Origin of the sequence: Sinomonas terrae, from assembly GCF_022539255.1 — a bacterium.
Lineage (GTDB): Bacteria > Actinomycetota > Actinomycetes > Actinomycetales > Micrococcaceae > Sinomonas > Sinomonas terrae.
Genome location: NZ_JAKZBV010000001.1, coordinates 2,314,426 through 2,331,206, shown reverse-complemented (window position 1 = coordinate 2,331,206; position 16,781 = coordinate 2,314,426). Strand labels below are relative to the sequence as shown.

The following is a 16,781-nucleotide window of genomic DNA, read 5'->3' as shown; positions in this document are numbered from 1 at the left end:
GGCGCCGGGCGCAAGGAGAAACTACATGTCGACTCTGGAGATCAAGGACCTGCATGTCTCGATCGAGACCGAGCAGGGCGTCAAGCAGATCCTCAAGGGCGTGACGCTCACCGTGAGGACGGGCGAGACGCACGCCATCATGGGCCCCAACGGCTCGGGCAAGTCCACGCTCGCCTCCACCATCGCGGGCCACCCGCGCTACACCGTCACGTCGGGCTCCATCACGCTCGACGGCGAGGACGTCCTTGCCATGAGCGTCGACGAGCGCGCCCGCGCTGGCCTGTTCCTCGCGATGCAGTACCCGGTCGAGGTTCCCGGCGTCACGATGACCAACTTCCTCCGGACCGCGAAGACCGCGATCGACGGCAAGGCCCCGGCAATCCGCACGTGGACCAAGGAAGTCAAGGAAGCGATGGCGCAGCTGCGCATCGACGCCGACTTCGCCCAGCGCAACGTGAACGAGGGCTTCTCGGGCGGTGAGAAGAAGCGCGTCGAGATCCTCCAGCTCGAGCTCTTCAAGCCCAAGTTCGCCATCCTCGACGAGACGGACTCCGGACTCGACGTCGACGCGCTCAAGGTCGTCTCCGAGGGCGTGAACCGCGCACACGCGGCCGGCAACATGGGCACCCTGCTCATCACGCACTACACGCGCATCCTGCGCTACATCAAGCCCGAGTTCGTCCACGTCTTCGTGGACGGGAAGATCGCAGAGCAGGGTGGCCCCGAGCTCGCCGACCGCCTCGAGGAAGAGGGCTACGACCGCTACCTCGCCGGCGCCGGCTCCGCACTGCAGGCGTAAGTCCACAAACTCCTAGTCCGAAAAAGGAGAGCCATGTCTGATCCCCAAGCTGCTGGAATCCAGCCAGCTCCGACCGCCCTCGAAGATGTCGAGGAGCGGCTCAAGGACGTGATCGACCCCGAACTGGGCGTCAACGTCGTGGATCTGGGACTGGTCTACGGGCTCGAATACGGTGAGGACGGGACGTTGCTCATCAGCATGACCCTGACCACCGCAGCCTGCCCGCTCACCGACATGCTCGAGGAGCAGGTGGGCCAGGTCCTCGACGGCGTCGTCGACGAGTGGCGCCTGAACTGGGTGTGGATGCCCCCGTGGGGTCCCGAACGCATCACCGAGGACGGGCGCGATCAGATGAGGGCGCTCGGCTTCAACATCTGACCCCTGCCCACAGGCGAACCCGCCCCTAGGTTGCCCGACGGCCGGCGGTCCCTCTTCCAGGAGAGGGGCCGGCGGCCGTCGTCGTCCTCGGCTCGCCGGAGGTGCCGGGGAGGGCATGCCAGCCGTCAAGCGCCGTCATCGAGCAGCCGCACTCCCGTTGCGCCGCATAGAATTGTGAGATGCCCTTCCTCGACCGTCTCGCCGCGTGGGCGGCCGAGAAGCCGGACGAGCCCGCCGTCGTCTGCGGGCGCGAGCACCTTTCGTGGGCTGAACTTGCGGACCAAGCGCGCCGTCTCGCCGGCTCGGGCGAGGACGTGCGTGTGCTCCAGGAACCGAACGGCGTGGGCTTCGCAGTCCGGTGGGCGGCGGGGGTCGCCGCGGATCGAGAGTGCGCAGTGCTCGACCCGGCCTGGCCCGCAGCCCTCACGGAACGAGTCGGCGATCTGCTCCATCTCCGTTGGCACGGGCGGCCGTTCGAGCCGGCGTCGCTCGAGGACGGCGACGACGGCGCGAGCTTCCTCGTGGGACTGACTTCCGGTACGACGTCAGTGCCCAAGGCCTTCTCCCGGACGAGGACCTCATGGCGGCAGTCCTTCGAAGCATCTACTCGTCTGTTCGAGCTCACCCCCGAGGACCGCGTTCTGGCCCCGGGCCCGCTCTCGGCCAGCCTCAACCTCTACACGCTCTCGGAGTGCCTCTACTCGGGCGCGACCTTCCACACCCTCCCGCACTTCGACGTTGCAGACTCCCACCGCGAAATCCTGGCCCGCGGGATCACGAGGTTGGTCCTCGTCCCGACCATGCTTCGCGTGATCGCCGAGCGCGGCCTCGTCGGGGACGTCGACGCAAGCGGCGTCACGGCCATGGTCTGCTCGGGCCAGAAGCTCGACCGGCGCACGTTGGAGGCCACTCGGCGATGGGCGCCGCACGCGGTCGTCTGGGAGTACTACGGTGCCTCCGAACTGAGCTTCGTGGCTGCTACTGCTCATCGCACCAGCGCGGCCCCCGCCGAGGTGGGAACCGGCGTCGGGCGTGCGTTCCCCGGCGTCGAACTCGGGATCCTCGATGACGAGGGGACGCCCCTTCCGTCCGAGCAGACCGGCAATATCGCAGTTCGCAGCGCCATGGTGAGCGACGGGTACGTGTGGGGCGACGACGGGCGCGCCTTCACCGGACTGGGTGACTGGTGCACTGTTCGTGACCAGGGCTTCTTGCGGGACGGCGAGCTTCACGTTCTCGGCCGCACCCAGGACATGATCAATACCGGCGGCCACAACGTGTACCCGCACGAGGTGGAGGCGGCGCTGGCTATGCTGCCGGGCGTCGCGGAGGTCGTCGTCGCCGGCGTGCCCGACGACGTGCGCGGGCAACGCGTAGTGGCCGGCGTCGTGCCCGCCCACGCCGGACTCTGCCAGCTCCAGCTCCGAGCCGGCCTCGAGGGACGGCTCGCACCGGCCAAGAGGCCGCTCCAATACCTCGAACTCGATGAGCTGCCCGTGACGGAGCGCGGAAAGCTCAGCCGTGCGGAGTTCCAGCGTTGGATCCTCGAAGGGGACAGCCGTGCCCGGCGCCTTGCCTGACCCGCGGACGGCACCGCTCATCGTGGCGGGCCTGCGAACTCCGCTCGCCCGGGCCCGCACTTCGCTCGCGGGAGTCGAAGTCCAACACCTCCTCGCGCCGGTCCTGCGGGAACTCGTCAAGCGCACGGGGGTTCCGGCAATGGCCGTGGAGGAGGTCGTCGTCGGCAATGCGGCAGGCGGAGGCGGAAACCTCGCCCGGCTCGCAGCGCTCGAGGCAGGCCTGCCCGAGTCCGTTCCCGGGCTCACCATTGACCGCCAGTGCGGCTCGGGTCTCGACGCGGTAGTCCTCGCGTGCCGGCTCGCCCAGGGAGGCGGGGTGTTCCTCGCCGGGGGTGCTGAGTCGATCAGCACGGCTCCTGTTCGGGGACGCCGCGCGGCCGACGGCGCGATCGAGCTCTTCTCGCGGGCCCAGCACGCGCCGAGCGGGGACGACGGCGACGGCGACCCGGAGATGGGAGTGGCGGCTGAGACGGTGGCGCGCGAAGCGGGCGTCTCGCGGGGTCGGCAGGACTGGTTCGCGCTGCGGAGCCACCGTCGTGCGTTGGCCGCGGCTTCGGCAGGAAGCTACGAGGCCGAGCTGGTGACGATCCCTGCCGCCGGCACGACCGTCACCGCGGACAATGGCCCGCGGACACGCCTCGACGCGTCGCTCTTGAGCCGTTTCCCGGCTGCCTTCATTCGGGGGGGAACCGTGACGGCCGGCAACTCGTGCACCGACGCCGACGGGGCAGCGGCGGTCCTCGTGGTCGGGACTGGAGATGCCCCAGCGCTCGCTAGCCCGCGCTCAAGGGCGCTCGCGTTCGTCGACGCCGTGACGGCCGGCGTCGATCCCCGGAGGTTGGGGCTCGGCGGAGCCGTGGCGGCCGAAACCCTGCTCGAACGGCACGGGATTGCGCCCACCGACCTCGCGGCCATCGAGTTCAACGAGGCCTTTGCAGGGCAGGTGCTCGCGTGCATGGACCGGCTCGGCCTCGACGACGCCCACATCGACAAGGTCCTGAACACCGACGGCGGTTCGCTCGCCCTCGGCCACGCCTATGCGGCCTCGGGAGCTGTCTCAGTCGTGCGGCTCCTCGCCCGTGCACAGTCACTGCCGGAGGGCTCATTGTGCCTGGCAATGATCAGCTCGGCGGGGGGCCTCGGCACCGCCGCACTGTTCGAAAGCCGTCGCCTCCCCTGAGACGAGTGGTCACTTCTCACGCGACGAGTGGTCACTTCTGGTGGGACGAGTGGTCAGTTCTCGTCAGGGAACGCGTCGTCGGCCTCGCCTAGACCCCTCGCAGCGAGGGCGTCGCCGGTCCTTCGCGCGTAGGCCACCGCCGAAAGTACGACGGGCAGTGTGCGCGCCCGGACGCTTCGCTCGAGGCCTCGCGCCCGCGCGGCCTCGCCCACCTCATCAAAGGCGCCGGCGAGCACAGGGATGCTGCGGACCATGATCGCGATCGCGAGGGCGAAGCGCTCCGGATCGGCGCCGAATCGCCGGAAGGGAGACGCGAGGCGCGTAACGGCGTCGAGCAGGTCCTGCAACGGGACGGTCGCCGTCAGGAGCCCTGCGGCCACGAAGCACAGCAGCAGATTCAAGACAATGCGCGCCGCTGTGGCAGGCCCCTGCTGCCACCACTGGAACGCGAAGAGGACCGCTAAGAGCGGCACGACGACGCGCGAGGAGGCCGCGAGCCGCCGCAGGCCGAGCCCGGACGAGAGCCAAGCAACGACGACGGTGGCAAGAGCCACCGCGGAGACGCGCCAGTCGAGCAGGAAGAAGCTCGCCGCGCTGGCGGTCAGGCCGGCGAGGAACTTGACCCACAGCGGCGTCGCATGAAGCCACGAATCGCCGATTACGTAGCCGCCGAGAATCCCCCAGGTCCTTCGGCGGGGCATCAGAGCGCCTCCGACCCTGCGCCACACAAGTTGCGGTAGAACCCAATCGCTTCCGTCGGCTCGCCGTCGAACGCAATGCGGCCGGCCTCGACGACGAGTACCCGCTCGGCGTCGAGCGCGAGTTCGAGATCGTGGGTCGAGAGGATCACCTGTTGGGGGAGAGTCGCAAGGGTCCGCCGCAGGAGTTCGCGGTTGCGGAGGTCGAGCAGCGTTGACGGCTCGTCGAGGACGAGGACGGCGGGATCGACGGCGAGCACTGCGGCGAGTGCCATGAGCTGCCGCTCACCGCCCGAGAGCTCGTAGACACTCTGATCGGCGAGCCGTTCAAGCCCGAATCGAGCCAGCACCTCTTGCGCGGCCGCTGCTCGTTCGCTCCGGTCCCGATGACGGCGGCGCAGAGAGAGCTCGACGTCCTCGCGCCCTGTCGGCATGACGAGCTGGGACAACGGGTCCGTGAAGACGAATCCGACGCGCTGGCGGACGGCTCGCGTCTCCCGCGAGGCGTCCAGCCCGTCGACGCGGACGGCCCCCGAGCTCGGCTCGACCAGCCCGTTGAGGAGCCGGAGGAGCGTGGATTTCCCCGAACCGTTGGCGCCGATGACGGCGACGCGGCGCTCGGTGAGCACCGCGTCGATGCCTTCGAGCACCACTTTCTCGCGTGGACCGGAGTCCGCGTCCACAGGGACCGCGACGCGGACTCCGGCGAGTTCGATGCGGCTCACGCGCGCCGGACCCGCCGGACCAGCACGTCGGGGAAAGCGCGGTGGACGGCAGTCGCTGCGAGGGCAGCGATCAGGTTCTTGAGGATGTCACCCGGGTAGTAGACGAGATCCGCGACGAAGGCCGCCTGCCACGAGAGCTTGAGGTTGACCATCATGCCGAGGACGCCGAGCGCGTGGACGACGATGATGGAGACGACCGTCGCGGCCAGGAAGAACCAGAGGGCGCGTCGTCGTGCAGAGGCGCGGCGCACAATGAGCTCTGCGAGCGCCCCGAGGATGATGGCCCCGACGAGGAACGCGACGATGTACCCGGCCGATCCGCCAGCGAGGATCTGCAGGCCCGCGCGGCCTCCGGAGAAGATCGGCAGCCCGGCGAAACCCAGCAGCAGGTAGAGTCCGACGGCGGCCGCGGCCCTCGATGCGCCGAGGACGAGCGCGGTGAGCGCCACAGCGAGCGTCTGGATCGTGATTGGGACGCCGAAGCTCCCCACGGGGATCGCCGGAGCCAGAGCCGACGCCGCGATGAGAGCGGCGAAAACGGCGACGAGCGCGAGGGACTGCGCGTCCCATGTCCGGCGGTACCGAGACGTTCCCGGAGCCGTGGGCTCGGTCTTCTGGCTCATGGATCCTCCTAGATCAGCCGGCACCTCGCCGGAACTCTGATTCAGAAGGCTACGCACCATCGTCGGGGCCCATTTTGTGAGAAGCCAACGATGCCCCGCTGCCAACTGTTGGCGGTGGTCTACAAGGGCGGCCGTCCGCGCCCCGGGCGCCGCGTTTTTCGCCCCAGTGCGCGGGTAACCCGAGAGTGGTCCCGGCCCAACGGGGCTGGGACCTCGCTATCGCTACCGCAACCAATCGGGCCGCGGTACTGCGGCCCCGACAATCCACAGGAGGAATCGGATGACTACCGCGCGCGAAATCATGACTGCAGGAGCCGAGTGCGTCGGCGAGAACGATACCCTCCAGGTCGCTGCCCAGAAGATGCGGGACCTCGACGTCGGCGTGCTCCCGATCTGCGGCGAGGACAATCGTCTCAAAGGCGTCATCACCGACCGCGACATCGTGGTTAAATGCCTCGCCGAAGGAGGGGACCCGCGCAACACCAAGGCGGGCAGCCTCGCCGAGGGCAAGCCCGTGACGATCGGTGCCGACGATAGTGTCGAGGAAGCGATCCAGACGATGCAGGCGCACAAGGTCCGCCGCCTGCCCGTGATCGACGGTCACGACCTCATCGGCATGGTCGCGCAAGCCGACATCGCCAGGAGCCTGCCTGAGGACCAGGTCGGCGAGCTCGTCAAGCTCATCTCCTTCTGAGACCGGCCTTCCTGGATGACAACTACTGGACCGCATCAGCAGGCCAAGCCCGAAGCAGCGCCGTCGGACTCGGAGGCCTCGCCCCCGACCGACGGCTCCGCATCGGAGACTGGCTCGGCCACGCCGTCAGCGCAGGCACTCGGACGCATCGCCACCGAGCAGTTCGGGATCGACGCATGGCGGGAAGGCCAGTTCGAGGCGTTGGTGGCGGCCGTCGAAGGACGCGACGTTCTCGCGGTCATGCCCACTGGGCATGGAAAGTCCCTGATCTACCAGATCCCCGGAGCAGCGCTCCCCGGAGTGACCGTCGTCGTGAGCCCCCTCATCGCCCTTCAGCGCGATCAGGCCGAGGCGATCAACGAGCGCCTTGGCGACGGCCGCGCCGTCGCCCTCAATTCAGCAGTCGGGGCGCGTGCGGTGCGGGAGGCGTGGGCAGCGCTCGACGACGGCGGCTCGCACTTCGTGTTCTTGGCACCCGAACAGCTGGCCCGCGAGGAGACCATCGAGCGCCTTGCGGCGCTCGACATCAGACTCTTCGTCGTAGACGAGGCTCACTGCATTTCCTCGTGGGGCCACGATTTCCGCCCCGACTACCTCTTCCTCGGGGACGTCGCCCAGCGTCTCGGCGCCCCGCCCGTCATCGCGCTCACCGCGACCGCCTCGCCGCACACCCGCTCAGAGATCGTCGAGCGCCTCCGGCTCCGTGACCCGCTCGAGCTCGTGCAGAGCTTCGATCGCCCCAATGTCGAGCTCCGGGTCATCCGCCACGCGGGCGACCTCGACAAGCGGCAGGCTGTCCTCGATGAAGTCACTGAGCTACGGGGCCCAGGGCTCCTGTACGTCGCGACGCGCCGGGTCGCGGAGGAGTACGCCGACGAGCTTTCGCAGCGAGGCCTCCGCGCGGAGGCCTACCACGCGGGCCGGCGTGCGGCAGACCGCACCGCAGTGCACGAACGCTTCCTCGACAACCAACTCGATGTCGTCGTCGCGACCACGGCCTTCGGGATGGGCATCGACAAGCCCGATGTCCGTTTCGTTGTCCACGCCGACATCCCCGATTCGCTCGACAGCTATTACCAGGAGATCGGCCGCGCAGGGCGGGACGGGGGGTCAGCGATCGGCATCCTCCACTACCGGTCCGAGGACCTCGGGCTCCAGCGCTTCTTCGCAGGGCGTTCCTTCAAACAGGAGGACGTGGAAGCGGTGTTCCGCGCAGTCCGCGACCGCGGGCCCCTTCGCGCTGCCGCCCTCAGACGTGAAACCGAGCTCGGTCCTCGTGCACTGTCCCGGGCGCTCAACCTGCTAGAGCACAGCGGCGGAGTCCTCGGGGCGAGTCGGGGCTATCGGGCTGCCCCCGTTATGTCCTCGGAGAGGGCGGTGGAACTCGCCCAGGCCGAGGATGAGTCGCGCCAGCGAATCGACGAGTCCCGCGTGGAAATGGCCCGGGGCTATGCCGAGACAGGTGCGTGCCGCCGGCACTGGCTCCTGAACTACTTCGGCGAGGAAGCGGACGCGTGGTGCGGCAACTGCGACAACTGCCTCCAAGAAGGGAGCGCGGAGAAAGCCGAGGAGCGCGAGGCGGCGACGCCGGACGAATGGTCTCTCCAGACGCCGGTCCGCCACCGGGAGTGGGGACCCGGGCTCGTGATGTCCGTGGAACCGGATCGCATCACAGTTCTCTTCGAATCGGTCGGCTACAAGGAGCTCGCGCTCGCGGTCATCGATGAGAACGAGGACCTCCTCGTCCGGGAGGACCGGCCTGAGTGAGCAGGTCTGACCGACTCCGCTCCGGTTGATCTCGTTCTGATTGACCCCCGTCTGATTGAGTCCAGGGCTGGCGGGGCACCAAGAGGTCAGGGCTAGGATGGCTCCCGTGCGCCCGTGACGCAGATCACGTGGTCGCGGTCCGAGGCGGGGAGGAGTGTCCCATGGCAAGTCCGCTGCAGTGGCCGGTTCTGCGGCAGTTTCTAGAGCACGATCCGACAGGCCGACACCACGCGGCGAAATCGCGCGCTACGGAGGAACACAGAGCGCGCATCGAGACGGCAGACCGAGTAGTGCACTCGGTCTGCCCCTTTTGTGCGGTGGGCTGCGCGCAGAGGGTCTACGTCAAGGACGAGAAGGTCATCCAGATCGAAGGCAATCCGGACTCGCCCATCAGCCGAGGAAGGCTCTGCCCCAAAGGGTCCGCGTCCCTTCAGCTCACAACAGGGGACTCGCGCGAGAAGTATGTCCTGTACCGGCGCCCGCATGGCACGGATTGGGAACGCCTTGACCTCGAGACCGCGATGGACATGGTGGCCCGTCGCATCGTCGACACCCGCCGCGATACCTGGGAATGGGACATCGACGGGGTCCGCACTCGCCGCACGCTGGGCATCGCGAGCCTCGGCGGCGCGACGCTGGACAACGAAGAGAACTACCTCATCAAGAAGCTCTTCACGTCCTTGGGGATCGTGCAGGTCGAGAACCAGGCCCGCGTGTGCCACAGTTCGACCGTCTCGGGCCTCGGCACGAGCTTCGGCCGCGGCGGCTCCACGACCTACCTCCAAGACCTCCAGCGGGCCGACTGCATCCTCATCCAAGGATCGAACTTCGCCGAGGCCCACCCCGTCGGCTTCCAGTGGGTCATGGAAGCGAAGGAACGCGGCGCGAAGATCATCCACGTCGACCCGCGATTCTCGCGAACGAGTGCGCTTGCCGACACCTTCGTCCCCATTCGGGCAGGAACCGACATTGCGTTCCTCGGCGGCTTGATCAACTGGGTCATCGGTCACGACGCATACTTCCGCGAGTACGTGCTCAACTACACGAACGCGGCGACGATCCTGCGCGAAGACTTCCAGGACACCGAGGACCTCGACGGCCTCTTCTCCGGATTCGACCCGAAGAAGCAGTCGTACGATTCGGAGACGTGGCAGTACAGAGGGGGCTACGCGGCAGCCTCGTCGGGGGAGCGGGATTCGCATCTCCAGGAATCCGGCAGCACCCTTGGCGGCGCATCACATCCGCAGTCCCACGGTTCGGGCGGTCCCGGCGTCCACGGCACGTGGGAGCGGGACGAGACACTGCAGGACCCGCACTGCGTGTTCCAAGTGCTGAAGCGACACTATGCGCGCTACACCCCGGAGATGGTCGAGCGAGTCTGCGGGGTCCCGCAGGCCTTGTTCGCCGAGGTCGCCGAAGCCCTCACCCAGAACTCCGGGCGCGAACGCACAACCGCCTTCGCCTACGCCGTCGGCTGGACCCAGCACACGACCGGCACGCAGTACATCCGGACGGCGTCGGTACTCCAGCTTCTTCTGGGGAACATCGGGCGCCCGGGCGGCGGCATCATGGCCCTCCGAGGCCACGCGAGCATCCAGGGCTCGAGCGACATTCCGACCCTCTACGATCTGCTGCCGGGCTATCTGCCGAGCCCCCACGCCGAGCACCACCTCGACCTCGACACGTACATCGAGGCCGACTCGGCGAAGGGCGGCTTCTGGGCCAACATGCGGGCCTACACCATCAGCCTCCTCAAGGCCTGGTGGGGCGATGCGGCCACGGCGGAGAACGACTTCTGCTTCGACTACCTTCCACGCATCACAGGAAGCCACAGCACGTACGACACGGTGAACGCCCAGCTCGAGGGCACGTGCAAGGGCTACTTCCTCATGGGGGAGAATCCCGCGGTCGGCTCGGCCAACGCCCACCTCCAACGGGCAGGCATGGCGAAGCTCGACTGGCTCGTGGTCCGCGACTTCTCGCTCATCGAGAGCGCGACGTGGTGGAAGGACGGCCCGGAGATCGCGACGGGCGAGCTGCGGACCGAGGACATCCCGACCGAGGTGTTCTTCTTCCCCGCCGCGGCGCATACCGAGAAGGCCGGCAGCTTCACCAACACCAACCGGCTGCTTCAGTGGCGAGACCAGGCCGTCGAGCCAGAAGCCGACCGTCGGAGCGATCTCTGGTTCGTCTGGCACCTCGGCAACAGGGTCCGGAAGATCCTCGCCGAGTCGCAAGACCTCGCAGACCGTCCCGTCCTCGACCTCACATGGGACTACCCGACGATCGGCACCCAGGACGAGCCCGACGCCGAGGCTGTGTTCGCCGAGATCAACGGGAAGGCCGCCGACGGCTCCCCGCTTTCCGCCTACACCGAACTCAAGGACGACGGGTCGACGTCGTGCGGCTGCTGGATCTACTGCGGGTGCCAAGCCGACGGCGTCAACCAGGCGGCGCGCCGCAAGCCCCACACTGAGCAGACCGTCTCCAGTCGCGAGTGGGGCTGGGCCTGGCCCGCGAATCGACGCGCCCTCTACAACCGCGCGTCGGCGGATCCGGAGGGGCGGCCGTGGAGCGAGCGCAAGAAGCTCGTCTGGTGGGATGAGGAAGAGGGCAAATGGACGGGCGACGACGTCCCGGACTTCGAGCCCACGAAGCCGCCGTCGTATCGGCCCGACGAGGACGCGCGAGGCGCGGCGGCACTCGCGGGCACCGACCCCTTCATCATGCAGGCAGATGGCAAGGGCTGGCTCTACGCTCCCGCCGGGCTCGTGGATGGACCGATGCCGACGCACTACGAACCGCAGGAGTCGCCGTTCGAGAATGCCCTCTACGGGCAGGACCGCAACCCGGCGCGCAAGCTCCTGCCGCGCGAGGGAAATCGATACCACCCCAGCGGGAAACAACGCGGCGCCGATACCTACCCGTACGTCCTCACGACGTACCGTCTCACCGAGCACTTCACGGCTGGAGCGATGACGCGTTGGCTCCCGTACTTGGCGGAGCTCCAGCCCGAGTCCTTCTGCGAGGTCTCGCCTCAGCTGGCCGCCGAACGCGGACTCACCCATCGCGGGTGGGCCACGCTGGTTTCCGCGCGCGGGGCCATCGAGGCACGCGTCATCGTGACGGACCGGATGAAGCCGCTCAGCGTGCACGGCCGAATCGTCCATCAGATCGGCATGCCCTACCACTGGGGTCCCAACGGCCTCAGCCGCGGAGACGCGATGAACGAGCTGTCGTCGATCTCCATGGACCCGAACGTCCACATCCAGGAGGTCAAGGCGCTGACAGTAGACATCCGCCCGGGCCGACGGCCGAGGGGCGCAGACCTCGTTTCCTTCGTCGAGGAGTACCGCCGGCGTGCCGGCATCGACGAGCACACCGGCATGGAGGGAATCACGGCATGAGCGTCACCCAACTCGGCATGCCCAGCTTGGGCGTCCCCCGCAAGGGATTCTTCACTGACACGAGCCTGTGCATCGGCTGCAAGGCCTGTGAGGTCGCGTGCAAGGAGTGGAACTCAGTCCCGGCTGACACGAGCCTCGAACTGACGGGCGAATCGTTCGACAACACCTCGGCGCTCGGGGCCAACACCTGGCGCCACGTGGCCTTCATCGAGAAGCAGGTCCCGGCTGAAGACCCTTCGGCCCACGACGGCGTCAAGTGGCTCATGTCCTCAGATGTGTGCAAGCACTGCACCCATGCGGCGTGCCTCGACGTCTGCCCCACGGGAGCCTTGTTCCGCACCGAGCATGGAACCGTCGTCGTCCAGCAGGACATCTGCAACGGCTGCGGCTACTGCGTGTCAGCTTGCCCCTACGGTGTCATCGACCAGCGCAAGGGGGACGGCCGGGTCTTCAAGTGCACGATGTGCTACGACCGGCTCGAGGCCGGCGAGGAGCCGGCGTGTGCCAAGGCATGCCCCACGAAGTCGATCCAGTACGGCGAGCTTGACGAGCTCCGCGAACGCGCCGACGCTCGCCTCGCCGAGCTGCACGAGCGCGGCGAGGAGGGTGCGCAGCTCTACGGGAGGGATCCGGACAACGGCGTAGGCGGGGACGGCGCCTTCTTCCTCCTGCTGGACGAACCCGAGACGTACGGCCTTCCGCCGGACCCGGTCGTGACGACGCGCGACCTTCCCGCGATGTGGAAGCGCGCGGCCGGAGCCGCGGCCGGCCTGCTCGCCGGGGCAGCGCTCGCCTTCTGGGGAGCCAAGAAGTGAGCCCGCGCCGCGAACGTCGGGAGGACTTCACCTCGTACTACGGCAGGCCCATCCTGAAGGAGCCGACGTGGGAGGCGCTCGACATCGCCGGGTACATCTTCGCCGGCGGTCTCGCGGGCGCCTCATCGATCCTCGCGGCAGGCGCTCAGCACAGCGGGCGTCCCGGGCTGGAGCGCACCGCAAAGCTGACGGCCTTGACCGCTATCTCGGCCTCCGTCGTCGCCCTTGTTCACGACCTGGGGCGCCCGGAGAGGTTCGTGAACATGCTCCGCGTCGCGAAGCCCACGTCGCCCATGAGCGTGGGGTCGTGGATCCTGTCTGCCTACGGGCCTCTCGCGGGGGCGAGTGCAGCGGCCAACGTCCTCGGCATCTTCCCCCGCGCGGGGAAGGCCGCAGGAATCGGCGCGGGGATCACCGGTTCGGCGGTGGCAACGTACACCGCCGTCCTGATCGCGGACACGGCGGTCCCGACATGGCATGACGCCCACAGCCGGCTCCCGTTTGTGTTCGCGAGCTCGGCCGCCGCGTCGGCGGGCGGCGTGGCGGCGGCGCTGGCTCCGCGCGCCGAGAGCGGACCAGCGCGACGCATGGCCGTAGTCGGGGCTGCCGTCGAGACGGCCTTGAGCGTCGCCATGGAGCGAAGCGGGCATCTCTCGGCGGAGACCTTCCATCAAGGACGGGCGGGGAAGCTCCTGCAGCTCTCGAAGGCATGCACCGTCGGGGGAGCGGTTGGGCTCGCCCTGGGAGGGCGTTCCTCCCGTTTGGTGAGTGCCCTCGGCGGCATCGCGGTCGCAGCCGGCTCCGCGCTCCTCCGCTTCGGAGTCTTCGAGGCCGGGCGCGCATCGACGAGGGACCCCAAATACGTCGTGGTGCCGCAACGCGAGCGGCTCGACGCCGGTCGGCCCGCTAGCTGGCAGCCCGGGACGGGAGCTGGCAAGCGCGTGGCAGTCGAGGCGGGAGGGGGCGAAGCGACGGGAACGACGACGGCGCCAAGCACGGCAGGCGAGGCCCGGACGGTCTGAACCGCAGGCCGCAAGGGCGATGATCCTGGGGCGGATGTGTCTCAGCCGCCCGGGATCACTAGCATGGGACGTGGCCCAATTCGGGCCGACCATGCGAAAGGCCTCTCCCACGTGATCACTGTCCAAGACCTCGAACTCCGCGCCGGCGCGCGCCTGCTCATGGACGGGGTGACCTTCCGGATCGACAAGGGAGACAAGATCGGTCTCGTCGGGCGGAACGGCGCGGGCAAGACCACGCTCACGCGCGTCCTCGCGGGAGAGGGCCTCCCCGCCGCAGGCACAGTGGCGCGCAGCGGAGAGATCGGCTACCTCCCGCAGGACCCGCGGACTCCCGATATGGAGCAGCTCGCGCGCGACCGCATCCTCTCGGCGCGCGGACTCGACGTCGTCGTCCGCAAACTGCGCGAGGCGCAGACTGCGATGGCGAGCGGAGACGCCGACGTCCAGCGGAAGGCCATGGCGCGCTATGACCGACTCGAGGCCGAGTTCCTTGCCGGGGGCGGCTATGCAGCCGAGGCGGAGGCGGCCGCCATCTCGGCCAACCTCGCACTCCCGGACCGTATCCTCAACCAGCCACTCCGCACGCTCTCGGGCGGCCAGAGGCGCCGCGTCGAACTCGCGCGGATCCTGTACTCGGCGGCTGACACGCTCCTCCTTGACGAGCCGACGAACCACCTCGACGCCGACTCGATCGCGTGGCTCCGTGACTTCCTCAAGGCGCACCAAGGCGGTCTCATCGTCATCTCGCACGACGTCGATCTCCTCGAGGCGACTGTCAACAAGGTCTTCCACCTCGACGCGAACCGCGCCGTGATCGACATCTACAACATGGGCTGGAAGCGCTACCTCACCCAGCGCGAGACCGATGAGCGCGCACGACGGCGCGAACGGGCCAACGCAGAGAAGAAGGCTCAGGTCCTTCTCGACCAGGCGAACAAGATGCGTGCCAAGGCGACGAAGGCCGTCGCCGCGCAGAACATGGCCAAGCGGGCCGAGCGCTTGCTCGCGGGAGTGTCGGAGGAGCGCGTCGCGGATCGCGTGGCCGCGCTCCGGTTCCCCGAGCCGGCGCCGTGCGGGAAGACCCCGCTTCAGGCAGAGGGGCTCTCCAAGTCGTACGGCTCGCTCGAGATCTTCACCGACGTCGACCTCGCGGTGGACCGCGGCTCGCGCGTCGTCATCCTTGGGCTCAACGGCGCCGGAAAGACCACGCTCCTGCGGATGCTCGCGGGCGTCGACTCGCCGGACACGGGCGAAATCCGCGAGGGCCACGGCCTCAAGGTCGGGTACTACGCCCAGGAGCACGAGACGCTGGACCAAGATCGCACGGTGCTCGAAAACATGCGTCGCGCCGCTCCGGACCACCTCGGGGACGCCGATGTGCGAGGCATCCTCGGCTCATTCCTCTTCACGGGCGACGACGTCGACAAGCCAGCCGGCGTCCTCTCCGGCGGGGAGAAGACCCGCCTTGCGCTCGCCACGATCGTCGCCTCGAGCGCCAACGTCCTGCTCCTTGACGAGCCGACCAACAACCTCGATCCGGCCAGCCGGCGCGAGATCCTCGGTGCCCTCAAGACCTACAAGGGCGCCGTCGTCATGGTCAGCCACGACGAGGGGGCCGTCGAGGCCCTCAACCCGGAGCGAGTCGTGCTCCTCCCCGACGGCGTCGAGGATCTCTGGAACGCCGACTACCTTGACCTGATCACGCTCGCCTGAGTGCTGCGCTGAGGACGCTGAGCGCCCGATCCAGCTCGCCGTCCGTCGCCCCGCCGAACCCGATGACCAGCCCGGACACCTCGCTGGTTCTCGTGTACTGGCTGAGCAGGTTGAGCTCGAAGCCCTCCGCCCGCGCGGCGTCGCGGACTCGCACAGCCTCCGGCTCGGGCAGGAGCCACGCCGAGTACATTCCCGCGATCGGGGCCGCGAGTTCGGCATGCGGCGAGAGGGCCGCGACCACTCGAGCCGCGCGCTCGGCGTAGATGCGCCTCCCGGCTCTGACCGTCCGGTCGATCCAACCGTCGCGCAGGAGGGTGAGCAGGGCGCGCTGGGAGGGCCACGCCGCGCCGCTGTGGGTGACGTCCCGCCGCCGTACGACGCCGTCGAGCAGGCTCGGGGGCGGGACGAGCCAGCCGACTCGGAGGGTCGGGACGACTGACTTTGCTGCCGTTCCGATGTAGGCGACGCGGTCCCGGTCAAGCGCTCCGAGGGCGGGCACGGGCGCTACGTCGTAGCGGAACTCCGAGTCGTAATCGTCCTCGATCACGATCGCGAGCTCGCGCCGCGCTGTCTCGAGCAGCGTGAGTCGGTCTGCGGCCGGCATGACGTGCCCCAGAGGGTGTTGGTGGGCGGGGGTCACATAGGCCGCTGCGGCTCCCCTGAGGTCGACGATCGGCTGCGCGGCAGGGAGGTCAAGCACCTCCCGACCGAAGGAACGCACGGTCTCGACGGCTGCGCGATAGCCCGGGTCCTCGATGGCGACCGCGCCGGCTCGCAGCTCCGGGAGCAGCTGCCGTAAGGCGTCGGTGGTCCCCGCGGTGACGATGATCTCGTCGGGATCGACGGTGAGACCGCGCGTTCGCGCAAGGCGCTCGGCCAGCATGATGCGCAACTCGGCCAAGCCCCTGGGATCGTCATAGCTCCGCGGCGGCTCGGCGGCGGAGACCTCGCGCCACGCCCGCCTCCAGCCCGCGTCCCGCCGCGGGAATCCCCACGGCGTTCCGGCGTCGAGCCGGATGAGTTGAGCTTCTGGTGTTGTTGGCCGTCGGGCCCTCCCTTCCGAGGGCGGATTTCTCTTCGCCGCTGAGATGAACGTCCCTGCTCCGTGACGGGACTCGGTCCAGCCCTCCGCCATGAGCTGCTCATAGGCTCTGTCGGCCACAGATCTGGAGACACCGAGGTCTGAGGCCAGCGAGCGGCTGGACGGCAGCCGGTCGCCCCGATGGAGCGTTCCGCCCAGGATGAGGTCGCGGACTTGGCCCGCAATCTGCGACGGAAGCGGGGTCTGGGCCGTGCGGTCGAGGGAGATGGGAAGCGCGCGCACGAAGAATCCTCTCAAAGTGGCCTGCAAGACCTGTCAGAAAGTGGCTCGTGTTTCCG

General features: G+C 68.6%; 14 protein-coding genes. 10 read left to right on the top strand and 4 right to left on the bottom strand.

What is annotated here, in order from left to right:
• Positions 1-25 precede the first annotated feature (25 nt).
• From sufC to L0M17_RS10865, 4 genes are all read left to right on the top strand, one after another.
• Entirely contained in the window at positions 26-799 is a 774-nt protein-coding gene (gene sufC, locus L0M17_RS10880) for a Fe-S cluster assembly ATPase SufC (protein ID WP_241053976.1), read from the top strand.
• Between the two features lie 33 nt (positions 800-832).
• The gene (locus L0M17_RS10875; RefSeq protein WP_241053975.1) at positions 833-1,177 is read left to right on the top strand and encodes a metal-sulfur cluster assembly factor; all 345 of its coding nucleotides are present in this window, start codon (positions 833-835) and stop codon (positions 1,175-1,177) included.
• Positions 1,178-1,356: 179 nt separating this feature from the next.
• Positions 1,357-2,757: a class I adenylate-forming enzyme family protein gene (locus tag L0M17_RS10870; RefSeq protein WP_241053974.1), complete on the top strand. Its 1,401-nt coding sequence runs from the start codon at positions 1,357-1,359 to the stop codon at positions 2,755-2,757.
• Complete coding sequence (locus L0M17_RS10865; RefSeq protein ID WP_241053973.1) at positions 2,738-3,937, top strand: thiolase family protein; 1,200 nt, start codon at positions 2,738-2,740, stop codon at positions 3,935-3,937. The genes L0M17_RS10870 and L0M17_RS10865 overlap by 20 nt, the downstream gene beginning before the upstream one ends.
• A gap of 53 nt (positions 3,938-3,990) precedes the next feature.
• On the opposite strand, the gene L0M17_RS10860 is transcribed toward L0M17_RS10865, so the two are convergent.
• From L0M17_RS10860 to L0M17_RS10850, 3 genes are read right to left on the bottom strand one after another with little or no spacing between them, the layout of a single operon-like run.
• Entirely contained in the window at positions 3,991-4,638 is a 648-nt protein-coding gene (locus tag L0M17_RS10860; protein WP_241053972.1) for an energy-coupling factor transporter transmembrane component T family protein, read from the bottom strand.
• Entirely contained in the window at positions 4,638-5,360 is a 723-nt protein-coding gene (locus L0M17_RS10855) for an energy-coupling factor ABC transporter ATP-binding protein (RefSeq protein WP_241053971.1), read from the bottom strand. Before L0M17_RS10855 ends, L0M17_RS10860 begins: the two co-directional genes overlap by 1 nt.
• The gene (locus L0M17_RS10850) at positions 5,357-5,983 is read right to left on the bottom strand and encodes a biotin transporter BioY (protein ID WP_241053970.1); all 627 of its coding nucleotides are present in this window, start codon (positions 5,981-5,983) and stop codon (positions 5,357-5,359) included. The genes L0M17_RS10855 and L0M17_RS10850 overlap by 4 nt, the downstream gene beginning before the upstream one ends.
• Before the next feature lie 280 nt (positions 5,984-6,263).
• On the opposite strand from L0M17_RS10850, the gene L0M17_RS10845 reads away from it, so the two are divergent.
• The 6 genes from L0M17_RS10845 to L0M17_RS10820 all read left to right on the top strand — a co-directional run bounded on the left by L0M17_RS10845 (position 6,264) and on the right by L0M17_RS10820 (position 15,401).
• On the top strand, positions 6,264-6,677 hold the full coding sequence (locus L0M17_RS10845) for a CBS domain-containing protein (protein ID WP_241053969.1): 414 nt from the start codon (positions 6,264-6,266) through the stop codon (positions 6,675-6,677).
• Positions 6,678-6,692: 15 nt separating this feature from the next.
• Positions 6,693-8,444, top strand: coding sequence for a RecQ family ATP-dependent DNA helicase (locus L0M17_RS10840; protein ID WP_241053968.1), 1,752 nt, complete (start codon positions 6,693-6,695; stop codon positions 8,442-8,444).
• Positions 8,445-8,605: 161 nt separating this feature from the next.
• Positions 8,606-11,851, top strand: coding sequence for a formate dehydrogenase (fdh, locus tag L0M17_RS10835; protein ID WP_241053966.1), 3,246 nt, complete (start codon positions 8,606-8,608; stop codon positions 11,849-11,851).
• A complete protein-coding gene (locus tag L0M17_RS10830; protein ID WP_241053964.1) occupies positions 11,848-12,666 on the top strand; it encodes a 4Fe-4S dicluster domain-containing protein in 819 nt (272 codons plus the stop codon). Before fdh ends, L0M17_RS10830 begins: the two co-directional genes overlap by 4 nt.
• On the top strand, positions 12,663-13,688 hold the full coding sequence (gene nrfD / locus L0M17_RS10825; RefSeq protein WP_241053963.1) for an NrfD/PsrC family molybdoenzyme membrane anchor subunit: 1,026 nt from the start codon (positions 12,663-12,665) through the stop codon (positions 13,686-13,688). Before L0M17_RS10830 ends, nrfD begins: the two co-directional genes overlap by 4 nt.
• 111 nt (positions 13,689-13,799) lie before the next feature.
• The gene (locus tag L0M17_RS10820; protein WP_241053962.1) at positions 13,800-15,401 is read left to right on the top strand and encodes an ABC-F family ATP-binding cassette domain-containing protein; all 1,602 of its coding nucleotides are present in this window, start codon (positions 13,800-13,802) and stop codon (positions 15,399-15,401) included.
• Here the strand turns inward: L0M17_RS10820 and pdxR are convergent.
• On the bottom strand, positions 15,388-16,725 hold the full coding sequence (pdxR, locus tag L0M17_RS10815; RefSeq protein WP_241053961.1) for a MocR-like pyridoxine biosynthesis transcription factor PdxR: 1,338 nt from the start codon (positions 16,723-16,725) through the stop codon (positions 15,388-15,390). The genes L0M17_RS10820 and pdxR overlap by 14 nt on opposite strands.
• Between the last annotated feature and the right edge of the window lie 56 nt (positions 16,726-16,781).